Source organism: Mesorhizobium sp. M0292, assembly GCF_040321695.1.
In the GTDB taxonomy this organism is placed as follows: Bacteria; Pseudomonadota; Alphaproteobacteria; order Rhizobiales; family Rhizobiaceae; genus Mesorhizobium.
This window is the reverse complement of the sequence record NZ_JAMYSB010000020.1, coordinates 100607-111412: the sequence shown is the minus strand read 5'-3', so window position 1 is coordinate 111412 and position 10806 is coordinate 100607. Positions and strand designations below refer to the sequence as shown.

At 62.3% G+C, this 10806-nt stretch carries 8 protein-coding genes; 2 read left to right on the top strand and 6 right to left on the bottom strand.

What is annotated here, in order from left to right; genetic code table 11:
* Positions 1–186 precede the first annotated feature (186 nt).
* Positions 187–1905, top strand: coding sequence for an AmmeMemoRadiSam system protein B (gene amrB, locus NKI96_RS25150; protein ID WP_023750077.1), 1719 nt, complete (start codon positions 187–189; stop codon positions 1903–1905).
* A 29-nt stretch (positions 1906–1934) separates the two neighbouring features.
* Here amrB and NKI96_RS25145 read toward each other — a convergent pair whose 3' ends face one another.
* On the bottom strand, positions 1935–3737 hold the full coding sequence (locus NKI96_RS25145) for an MORN repeat-containing protein (protein ID WP_245260787.1): 1803 nt from the start codon (positions 3735–3737) through the stop codon (positions 1935–1937).
* A 188-nt stretch (positions 3738–3925) separates the two neighbouring features.
* Positions 3926–5005, bottom strand: coding sequence for a trypsin-like serine peptidase (locus NKI96_RS25140; protein ID WP_023733608.1), 1080 nt, complete (start codon positions 5003–5005; stop codon positions 3926–3928).
* A gap of 402 nt (positions 5006–5407) precedes the next feature.
* Here NKI96_RS25140 and NKI96_RS25135 point away from each other — a divergent pair, with 402 nt between their 5' ends.
* Positions 5408–6499 carry a S1 family serine peptidase gene (locus NKI96_RS25135; protein ID WP_352806770.1) on the top strand — a complete coding sequence of 364 codons (1092 nt, stop codon included), beginning with the start codon at positions 5408–5410 and terminating at the stop codon, positions 6497–6499.
* Between the two features lie 80 nt (positions 6500–6579).
* Here NKI96_RS25135 and mgrA read toward each other — a convergent pair whose 3' ends face one another.
* From mgrA to NKI96_RS25115, 4 genes are all read right to left on the bottom strand, one after another.
* On the bottom strand, positions 6580–7626 hold the full coding sequence (gene mgrA / locus NKI96_RS25130) for an L-glyceraldehyde 3-phosphate reductase (protein ID WP_023691995.1): 1047 nt from the start codon (positions 7624–7626) through the stop codon (positions 6580–6582).
* 57 nt (positions 7627–7683) lie between these two features.
* Positions 7684–8826, bottom strand: coding sequence for a Gfo/Idh/MocA family protein (locus tag NKI96_RS25125; RefSeq protein WP_352510260.1), 1143 nt, complete (start codon positions 8824–8826; stop codon positions 7684–7686).
* Between the two features lie 11 nt (positions 8827–8837).
* Complete coding sequence (locus NKI96_RS25120) at positions 8838–9584, bottom strand: sugar phosphate isomerase/epimerase family protein (protein WP_023714133.1); 747 nt, start codon at positions 9582–9584, stop codon at positions 8838–8840.
* Positions 9585–9701: 117 nt separating this feature from the next.
* Positions 9702–10802, bottom strand: a complete 1101-nt coding sequence (locus NKI96_RS25115; RefSeq protein WP_023713446.1) for an ABC transporter ATP-binding protein — start codon at positions 10800–10802, stop codon at positions 9702–9704.
* Positions 10803–10806: the final 4 nt, after the last annotated feature.

Sequence of the window (10806 nt, the reverse complement as noted above, 5' to 3'; positions counted from 1 at the left end):
GAACTGACCGCTCGGCTTTGTCGTCATCGCAAAATCCCCGTTTCAAAAACAGGGAATCACATCCACCCAATTTTGCAACAGTCCCGCAAGGGGGGAGATCAGTCTCTTCATTGCTGGAGATCTATTTTCAAGGTTGATGATTGGCGAAAGTCGAGGCGACATCCAATCTCCCCCCTTGCGGGGGAGATGTCCGGCAGGACAGCGGGGGGTGCCTGGGCACGGACCAGCATTCTGGTCTTTGCCACCGCCTTGCTTATCCTCTCAGTGCTTCAAGCGTCTGCCGCCCCCATCACCTGCCCGCCCGGCGACACAAACTTCCCGTCCTTCTACTCCGACCCCACACTCTTCACCGACGCCATCGCCGCCGTCGCCAGAATCGAGCCGTCCAACCAACGCCTCACCGGCATCACAGTCCCCCACCACCTGCTCGTCGCAGATCTCGTCGCACTCGGTTTCCACGCCGCGTCCGGCTTCCGCTACAAGCGCATCGTCATCCTGTCGCCGGACCATTTCCACGAGACGCAGAAACTCTTCGCCACGACGCCGCGCGGTTTTGAAACAGTGCTCGGTCCAGTCCAGGCCGACACGGAAGCCGTGCACCTTCTGGAAGCGAACAGCGACATGGTCGAAGACTCCTGCCTATTCGCCAGGGAGCATGGCGTGCAGGCGATGCTGCCTTTCCTGCATCACTATTTCCCCGAAGCTGAAATCGTGCCGGTGGCGATGTCGGTCAAAGCCAAGCGAGCCGACTGGGACCGGCTGGCGCAGGCGCTGAAAGCGATCGTCGACAAGGACACGCTGATCGTCGAATCCACCGATTTCTCCCACTATCTGCCGCAGCACGAAGCCAGGCGTTTCGACCAGCAGACGCTGAACATGCTCGCCGCCGGTTCGCTCGACGGCATCGCGGCGCTGCGCCAGCCGGATCACGCCGATTCGGTCGGTGCGCTCTATATCCAGACCAGGCTGCAGCGCGAACTGTTCGGTGCTGCGCCGCTGGTCGTCGCCAACGAGAACTCGCAGGCGCATTCAAGCGACTATGTCGAGCGCACCACCAGCTATGTCGTGGCGCTGTTCGGCGCCTTCGGCCCCGGCTTCAACAATCCTGCCCGTCCCGACGACAAGCTCTACTATTTCGCGGGCGACGTGAATTTCGGCCGCGCCATGAAGAAGATCCTGGTCCGCGACGGTGTTGCCGAGAAGATCGTCGAAAGCGTGCTGGCCCTGACCCGCTCGCGGCCGCTGATCGTCAATCTCGAAGGCGTGATCCTGCCCAACGTCCCTGAAGCGATCGACGACATGACGCTGGCCATGCCCGCAGACCTCGCCATCGACATGCTCAAGAAATTGCATGTCGCCGCTGTCAGCCTCGCCAACAATCACGCCTACGACCTCGGCCCGTCAGGCTATGCCGAGACGCTGGCCGCACTCGATGCGGCCGGCATCGCCCATTTCGGGCAGGGCGAGACGCTGGCGCTTGCCGATCTCGACCTGGTCGGGCTGACCGACATCGATACCAACGGCTCCAGGAACACCGACCTTCTGACGCCTGCTTTGCTCGACCGGCTGCTGCACGACAATGCCGAGCGGCCGGTGATTGCCTTCGTCCATTGGGGCCGCGAGTACAAGACGGAGCCGTCGCCGCGCGAGGAGATGCTTGCCGACCAGATGCGGCTGCGCGGTGTCACGGCAATCGTCGGCGGTCATCCGCATGTATCGAGCGAGGCGATCCTGCCGCTCGGCGGCGGCGATGTTGCGGAGATCTATTCGCTCGGCAATTTCCTGTTCGACCAGAAAGCCGAACGATCGTCCGGGTCGATGCTGGAACTCAGGGTGTTCAGCCAGGGCACGATCTTTGCCCGGCTGATCCCGCTGCCCAATTTTTTCGAGATGGGCTCGAAATGACGCGATTCCCGAAAGGACGTGACAGGACCTCAACAGCCTTGCAGATCTTCCGGCAGATAGCAGACCGCCGGCTTGGTGCTGGTTTCGAACAGCGACTGCTTCGGCCTGAAATAGAAGAACGTGGCCGGCTTGCTCTCGCGTGTGCTGCCATCGGCGAAATGGGCGGCGATGCTGAAGCGATGGATCGACGACATTGACGACCACATTTTCAGCCGTGCCGTGTAGGCGCTGAGATTCTTGTTGCCGCGCACCGGCATGGGGATGCTGTAATCGGTCTTGCCGATCGGAAATTCGATGTTCTGGTAGCGCAGCGCTTCGGGCGACGCGCCGCCGCCATCGCCGCATTCGGCGAGCGATTCTGGGACCTCGATGCTGACCAGCGAGACGATGACGCGAAACGGCTCGCTCTGCTGGTAGACAGCGCCCTGATCGTCCGCCCAGGAATAATCGAGCTTGCCAATCCCGGTCACGCTCATTTTCTCGACGCTGCCGCTGATGTAATCGGCAACGTCGCCGAACTTGACCTTGTTGGCCACCTGGGCGCGGCAGACATCCAGGCTGTCCCTTGACGGGCAGGTGAAGCGCTCGGTCTCGAGCGTGGTTGTGTCGACGCCGGCTTCAGTCAGCACGTCCTTGATCGAGACGTCGACGCCATCGCCGAAAGTGCCGATGTCCTTCGTGAACATGCGGCTCGGCTCGCCGGTCGCGTTGTCCTCCTCGTCGGTCCTGGTGAACTGGATCGACATCTTCATGTCTTTCACGTCGCCCCAGCCATTGTTGACGATCGAGAAGTCGGGGCGGAAGCCGACGCAGCCATAGTGCTCGCTGATCGACAGCATCGGCTTGCGGTAGGCCTCGCTCGCGGCCACCTTCATTTCCAGGCTGTCGATCTTGACCCTCGACCGGTCGGTGGTCTTGAGGTCGACTTCGGCGAAGGCCGGCGCCGTCTCCCAGTCCATGCCTTCATAGACATTGCCGGTACGAATCTCTCCGGTGCCGTTCCAGGCATCGTTGTACTGGTCCGACACCGGATAGATCGCGATGTCTTCGTCGCGCACCAGATGCTGGTACTGCATGTCGGCCTGCTGCGTCATGCGCTGGTCGACGGCAATGCCGATCTCGACCTTGTCGGCGGAACCGCCGCCGGTCTGCGCCTTGAGCAACCCGCCCACTCTGGCATCGGCCAGCACGTCGGGGCGCGCACCGCCGATCTCCTTGCCCATCGCCCATTGCGACCAGTAGACGGTGCCGCCGGACAGCCGGGTGCGGCCCTTGCCGTCCTTCAGCCCATCGGCAAAAGAGCCGACGAATATCTCGCCTGTCTTCGTCTCCAGCCTGCCCTCGCCATTCGGCACACCGGCCCTGAATTGCCCTTCATAGCGATTGCCGTCGGCATCGACATGGATCGCATGGCCGTAGAGCTGGCCGGCGACCCAACGGCCGTCGAGAATCTCGCCTGAACGCAGCTCCAGCCGGCCTTGTCCTTCGGGGCGGCCATTCCTGATCTCGCCGAAATAGCTGGAATAGATCGTCTTGGGGTCATAGCTCGCCGACCCGCGTACGCGCCAGACCAGCCTGCCCTTGCCGTTGACGGTGCCGTCGGCTGCGACGGTGCGGTCCGGCGACACGCCGGCTGCCGGCTCCCAGGTGAAATCAAGACCCAATTCCGGGTGGGAATCCCAGACCCGTACATTCTTGCGCAGCACCGAACGTGTTTCGCTTTTATAGAGGATTTGCACCCGCTCGGCCCAGGCGCCATCGGGTGTGGCACCGCCTTGATCGGCCATAGCGGAAAAGCATGTCAGTGCGGCCAGCATGGATGCAGCCGCCATCGCTTTGACTCCGAAGATCATTCTTGCCCGCGCCATCTTACCCAACCCCTTGGATCGCCTAGCGTAAGCACCGCTGTAACACAGTGCAAGAGAGGTGTTCCGATACAAAAAAACCGGCGGCAGGAACGTCCCGCCGCCGGTTTGCTAATGCTGTTTCTCGCCGCTGTTTGCCGGCGAAAGATCGGGCCTTATTTGTACAGGCTGTTGATCCACGCCACGTTGGCAGCGTTCAGGCGCACCGCTGTGTTGGCGTTGGGGCTTTCGGCCACGTTCACGCCGGTGACGACGCGCTGCTTGGCGCCATTGTCATAGGCGTAGACCGAGCTGCCGCTCGACCCCGGATAGGTGTCGCAGTCGTACTGGAAATACTCCGCGCCGATGTTTTCGGCTTTCACTTCGCAGGTCGCCTTCCACATCGTACCCATCGGCTTGTCGCCGGGGTAGCCAACGATGTTGGCGGTGAAATCGCCGAGGTTCTCATAGTTGGCATAACCCAGCCAGCCGAGATTGGTGCCGACATCCTGCTTCAGCGTGATGATGCCGAGGTCCCACGGAATGACCGAGCCGTAGTAACCCTGATAATTGTCGATGAAGCCCTGCAGGATGTAGACGCTCTCATAGCTGAAAGCGCCAAACGGTGCATCGTCGGCGGTGTTGCCGTTGAGCGACGGCACGAAGATGACGTCGTCGAGCCAAGCCTTGTCTTCATTGCTGTAGAGACAATGCGCGGCGGTGAGCACCGTGCGCGGACCGATCAAAGTCCCCGAACAGCTGCCGTAACCGCTCTTGGCTTTGCCTTCGATATAGCCGATCGCGGTGAACGGGTAGGTCTTGGTGTTCTTGATCTGCTCGCGGTCGTCGGCCCCGAACACCTGGCGGCCGGCTTCGTCGCCGCCCGTCAGTCCGGTCTTGTCGGCGTTCGGTGTGTTGGCGGGCGCGTTCAATTCCTTGATGACAAGGTCCTTCAGCGTCTCGCCTGCATCGATCTTGATGTCCTTTCCATCGGCGGAACGTCCGACGATGCCATAGGATTTGACCGCCGTGCCCTCGTCGGTCAGCGGCGCTGCCCGGCTGGCTTCATCTTCGGTCAGTTTCGGCGGAGCGATCGGCTTTGCCCGGCCGGGCTGGTAGTCGCCCGTTCCGAGATCGCGCATGCTTTCGCCATTGCCGGCATTCGCTGAGCCGGGATCGGCGGCGAAGGCAGGCATCGTCCACAGTGCGGTGGATAGCAGTGCGGACGCAATGATAGTGCTTGTCAGTTTCGTCATGGTGAGACTCTCCCAAAAGTCAGCAAGGAGTGGAGCAAAATACAGAAATATTGTCGAGATCGTGGTGGAGTTAAAAAATTAGTTTGGTTACCCGCCCGTATCGGATCATCGGTCCGGGCGGCCTCGTTAAAGCCCTCCGCCAAACGCACCCGCGTCGATATACTGCCTAAAATAATCCAACATTGGCAATGACAAATCGCTTCCACGTAGGCCGTGGGGGGCTATAGGGTTTGGGTGGGCTCTGCCCGATGGGGCACGATTAGCAAAAGTGGTATTTCGGTTTTATGGCCGCGCGGACGTCGTTCGTTCTGGCGGAAGGCGATCGAGGTACCGGTACCGCTTCTGTTGGTTATGCGTCATGGCGGCATGGCTCGGCAATTTTCATCTCAGGAGGGTTTCAAGGTGAACATTATCCATCGGTTCAGGCCGCTTGCTGCTGCATCGCTGCTGGGCATCGCGGCCGCTTTCCCCGCCGTCAACACACTCTATGCAGCCGACGACGCCGTCAGGCCGGAAGCGGCGGTCTCGCCGATGCAGCGCGTTGCCGAAGCCCGGGACAAGGCCAAGGCCGAGAACCCCGACGGCGCCGACCGCGTCTATGGCGGCAAGGAAGCCGACAAAGGGGCCTATCCGTTCCAGGTGGCGCTGCTGACCAGCGCCCGGCTGGACCCCAGCCCGGCCTCGCAGCCAAACGCGCAATTCTGCGGCGGCAGCCTGATCGCGCCGCAATGGGTGCTGACGGCGGCGCACTGCCTCAACGACAAGGGCCGGCCGATTTCGCCCGACACGGTGACCGTGCTGACCGGCGCCACCGATCTTACCGAAGGCAAGCGCTACAAGGTGGTCGAGGTCATCGTCAACGAGGGCTACAGCGAACAGACGCTGGACAATGATCTGGGCCTGCTCCGGCTGGCGGAGCCCGCCGATGCGCCGGTCATCAAGATCACCAATGAGCCGACGCCAGACAGCGGCAAGACCACGGTCATCGGCTGGGGCAAGATGCAGGACGGCACCTTCCCGACCGCCCTGATGGTGGCCGATCTCGATCTCGAGCCGAGTGCAGCCTGCAACAGCGGCATCAAGTCGATCTATGCGCATGACCTGAAGGCGACACTTGGCGATCTCTCCCACCGGATGCGTTATTCGGAAAAGGGCATCGATGCCGCCGCCAATGCGATCGCCGCCGATATGTCGGATCCGCTGACCAAGAACATGATCTGCGCCGGCACCGACAGCGGCGAACGCGACGCCTGCAACGGCGACAGCGGCGGTCCGCTGTTCATGACCGGCGCCAGCGGTCCGGTCCAGGTCGGCGTCGTCTCCTGGGGCGAAGGTCCGTCCGACGGCACCGCCGCTTGCGGCCACAAGAATGCCTATGGCATCTACACGCGATTGGCCAACTATACCGGTTGGATCGAAGCCAAGATGAAGACCCCGGCTCCGGCAGCCGCGGCGGCGCCCAAGGCCGGTCTCGGCACGGCCAAGAAGCCCTGAACGAGCCCGAAGCTTGATAAGCGCAAAACGGCGGGATCTTTCCCGCCGTTTTGATTCATGTCCGGTGCCGGCTGTTCCGCTTACTTCCGTGGCGGTCCCTTGCGCTCCGCCGAAGCCGCCCACAGATTGATGTCGGACTCGCGTGCGTAAGTGTCGATTTCGGCGAGCTCGGCATCGCTGAAGTCGAGCACCTTGAGCGCGCCGACGCAGTCCTCGACCTGTTCAGGCCGGCTGGCGCCGATCAGCGCCGAGGTCACCCGGCCCTTGCGCAGCACCCAGGCTAGCGCCATCTGCGCCAGCGTCTGGCCACGCTTGCCGGCGATCGCGTTCAGCGCCTGGATGTTGGCGATTGTCTTGTCGTTGATGAAGGCGGGCCGCAACGACTTGCCTTGGCTGGCGCGGCTGCCCTCGGGGATGCCGCCGAGATATTTGTCGGTCAGCATGCCTTGCGCCAGCGGCGAGAACACGATCGATCCGACACCGAGCCCTTCCAGCGTATCGAGCAGTCCGTCCTCTTCGACCCAGCGGTTGAGCATCGAATAGCTCGGCTGATGGATGATGCAAGGCGTGCCGAGCTGCTTCAATATGTCGGCCGCCTCGCGCGTGCGCTGCGAATTGTAGGACGAAATGCCGGCATAGAGCGCCTTGCCGGAACGCACCGCATGGTCGAGAGCGCCCATCGTTTCCTCAAGCGGCGTATCCGGATCGAAGCGGTGCGAATAGAAGATGTCGACATAGTCGAGCCCCATCCGCTTCAGGCTCTGGTCGAGGCTCGCCAGCACATATTTGCGGCTGCCCCATTCGCCATAAGGCCCTGCCCACATCTCATAGCCCGCCTTGGTCGAGATGATCAGCTCGTCCCGATAGCCGGCGAAGTCGGTGCGCAATATCTCGCCGAAGGCGATCTCGGCCGAGCCCGGCGGCGGACCGTAATTGTTGGCGAGATCGAAATGGGTGATGCCGAGATCGAAGGCCTTGCGCGCGATCGCCTGCTTGGTCTTGTGCGGCGTGTCGTTGCCGAAATTGTGCCACAGGCCGAGCGAGATCGCCGGCAGTTTCAGGCCGGATCGCCCACATCTGTTGTAGAGCATTTTCTCATAGCGGTGTTCAGCCGGCTGCCAGCGCATGGGTACAGATCCTGGATTGTATGGGTGTCGGCGCGAGCGCGCCGCCACCCTTCTACCTCATTTCTGCTTCGCCAACAGTCCTTTTGCGTCCTTGACGCCGAGTGCAGCCGGCCGCTCGCAGCTGGTCTGCATGGCGACGAACTTGCCGGTCTCGCCCGACCGCAACAGGCCGGTCATGACGTCGACGGCATGCAGCGCGAGCTCCATCGAGCAACGATGCGGCCGGCCCTCGGCGATCGCCAGCGCCATGTCGGCAAGGCCTGCGGTGCGGTAGTTGGCCATCATGCCCTGGCCGTGCATTTCGTTGGGCACGCCGAACGGATGCTGCCATTTCGGCAGTTTCTTCACCGGTTTTGCCGCCTTGGTTATGCGCACGTCGCCACCGAAGAAATTCGGATCCGGCACGAACACCGTGCCCGTTTCGCCATAGAGTTCCATCGGCGCATGACCATGCGCCCAGACGTCCCAGCTGGTGTTGAGCGTGACCACGGCGCCGTTCTCGAACTCCAGCAGGCCGTGGATCGTCGTCGGCGTGTTGACCGGGATTTTTTCGCCCGCGCGCGGTTTCGACGAGATCGTGCGTTCCTTGGCAGGCGTCGTCGCGAAGGCCGCCACCTGCTTCACCGGCCCGATCAGCTGGATCAGGTTGGTGATATAATAAGGCCCGATGTCGAGCACCGGCCCGGCGCCCGGCTGGAAGAAGAAATCGGGATTGGGGTGCCAGTGCTCCATGCCGTGGCCCATCACATGACAGGTGCCGCTGGTGATCTTGCCGAGCGCGCCGGTGTCGATGAGGTTGCGCACCAGCTGGTGCGCGCCGCCGAGGAAAGTGTCCGGAGCCGAACCGATGCGCAGCCCTTTCTTCTCGGCCCGGCTCTTGAGGTCGAGGCCTTCCTTGACCGACAGCACGAACGGCTTTTCCGAATAGACGTGCTTGCCGGCATCGAGGATCTGCTTCGACACCCCGTAGTGCACCGCCGGGATGGTGAGGTTGACGATGATGTCGATCTCGTCATCCTTGAGCAGTTCTTCGACGGTCTCGGCGCGCAGCTTGAACTCCTTCGCCCGTGCCTTGGCCGCGTCCATGTTGATGTCGGCGCAGGCGCGCATCTCAATGCCGCGAAACAGCGGCGCCAGCGAGAAATACGCTTTCGAGATGTTGCCGCAGCCGATGACGCCGATACCCAGTTTCTTTGCCATGATGATTGTTCCTAGTAAGCCTTGACGGATGCGAGCGAGCGGCTGGCGAAGCGCTCGATATCGTTGGGGTTGTCCTGTTCCATGACGTAATATTTGGCCGCGCTCTTCGCCCGAAGTGTCTTGATCAGGCCGGCCCAGTCGATGGTGCCGTGGCCGACATCCGCCCAGCCGTCCTCGTCAAGGCCTTCGCCTGACTTGGCCATGTCCTTGACATGGACGGCGCTGATGCGCTTGCCGTGCTTTTCGATCCACGGCAGCGGATCAACGCCGCCGCGGACTACCCAGGCGACGTCCATCTCCCAGCCGATGTCGGGCGCAGCCGACAGGATGTGATCCTGCGGCACCGAGCCGTCGGCGAGTGTCTTGAACTCGAAATCATGGTTGTGCCAGGCAAAGCCGTAGCCGGCTTTTTTTGCGGTCTCGCCGACCTTGGCCAGACGCTCGCCAAAGCCGCGCCAGCCGGCAGCGTCGGCCGGCCGCTGCTCGGCCAGCAGATAGGGACAGATGACGAGCGTGATGCCGAGTGCGTCGGCTGTTTTGCGTACGCCGTCGAAATCATTCTCCAGCGCATCGATCGAGAAATGTCCGGTCGGCATCGCAAGCCCGTTCTTGTCGAGTTCGGCGCGGAACGCCTTGGGGTCGTCATAGACGCCGCCGAAACCTTCGACTTCCTTGTAGCCGAGCTTGCCGAGCATTTTCAGGATGCCGTCCCACGGCTGGAAATTGCGGGCGCTGTAGAGTTGGAATGACCAGTTCATCGTCTCTGTCCGTTCTTGGGTGGTTAAGGCTTGGGGATGTTTTCGGGGGATCGTTTTCGCGAGATCGTTTTAGGGGGATCGTTCTTGGGAGGATGGTTTGCGGATGATTCTAGAGGGTCACAGGCGATTGCCGGTCGCAGCGTCGAACAGCGAGGCGCGCGCCGGATCGAAACCGAACTGGATCGGATCGCCGCTGCGCAGCGTCCGTTCCGCCTCGACGCGGAAGGAGAGGTTGCGGCCGGCAAGCTTCGTCCACACCAGCGTGTCGGAACCCATCGGCTCCACGATCTCGACCGAACCGCCGGCGGAAAACGGCATCGACTTTGCAGCGTCACCGAAAGCGATGTGTTCAGGCCGGATGCCCAGCACGCAAGCGCCGGCCGGGCGCTCCGTGCCGTCAAAGGTATAGCGGTCGAGCGGCACCGAAACACCGTCGGTCCTGAACGCCGGAGCAGCACCGGCTTCCAGCTCCCCTTCGAGGAAATTCATCGCCGGCGAGCCGAGGAAGCCCGCGACAAAACGGTTGACCGGCCGGTTGTAGATCGTCTGCGGCGCGTCGAGCTGCTGGATGACGCCGCCGCGCATGACCGCGATACGGTCGGCCAGCGTCATCGCCTCGATCTGGTCGTGGGTGACGTAGATCATGGTGTTCTGCAGCTTGCGATGCAGAAGCTTGATTTCGACGCGCAGTTCCGAGCGCAGCTTGGCGTCGAGATTGGATAGTGGCTCGTCGAACAGGAAGACATCGACGTCGCGCACCAGCGCCCGCCCGATCGCCACGCGCTGGCGTTGGCCGCCGGACAAGGCCGCGGGCTTGCGCTGCAAAAGCGGCTCGATCTGCAGGATCTCGGCGGCGCGTGCGATGCGCTTGGCGATCTCATCCCTGGGCACGCCGGCAACGCGCAGGCCGAACGACAGGTTCTTCTCCACCGTCATTTGCGGATAAAGCGCATAGGACTGGAACACCATGCCGATGCCGCGATCCTTGGGCTCCTCCCAGGTGACGTTCTTGCCCTTGATGAAGATGCGGCCTTCGGAAATATCGAGCAGCCCGGCGATGCAGTTGAGCAAGGTCGACTTGCCGCAGCCCGAGGGACCGAGCAGCACGATGAACTCGCCCTCTGCGACCTCGAGATTGAGGGTCTGCAGCACCGATACAGAGCCGAAATTCAGGGACAGGTCCTGGATCGAAACGCTGGTGCCGTTGGCTGCCGTCATCGCC

Coding starts and splice junctions, on each gene's coding strand:
- NKI96_RS25125 (WP_352510260.1), bottom strand. CDS start 8,826: ATGGCAAAGAAACTGGGTATCGGCGTCATCGGCTGCGGCAACATCTCG.
- NKI96_RS25140 (WP_023733608.1), bottom strand. CDS start 5,005: ATGACGAAACTGACAAGCACTATCATTGCGTCCGCACTGCTATCCACC.
- NKI96_RS25145 (WP_245260787.1), bottom strand. CDS start 3,737: ATGGCGGCTGCATCCATGCTGGCCGCACTGACATGCTTTTCCGCTATG.
- NKI96_RS25115 (WP_023713446.1), bottom strand. CDS start 10,802: ATGACGGCAGCCAACGGCACCAGCGTTTCGATCCAGGACCTGTCCCTG.
- amrB (WP_023750077.1), top strand. CDS start 187: ATGTCCGGCAGGACAGCGGGGGGTGCCTGGGCACGGACCAGCATTCTG.
- mgrA (WP_023691995.1), bottom strand. CDS start 7,626: ATGCGCTGGCAGCCGGCTGAACACCGCTATGAGAAAATGCTCTACAAC.
- NKI96_RS25120 (WP_023714133.1), bottom strand. CDS start 9,584: ATGAACTGGTCATTCCAACTCTACAGCGCCCGCAATTTCCAGCCGTGG.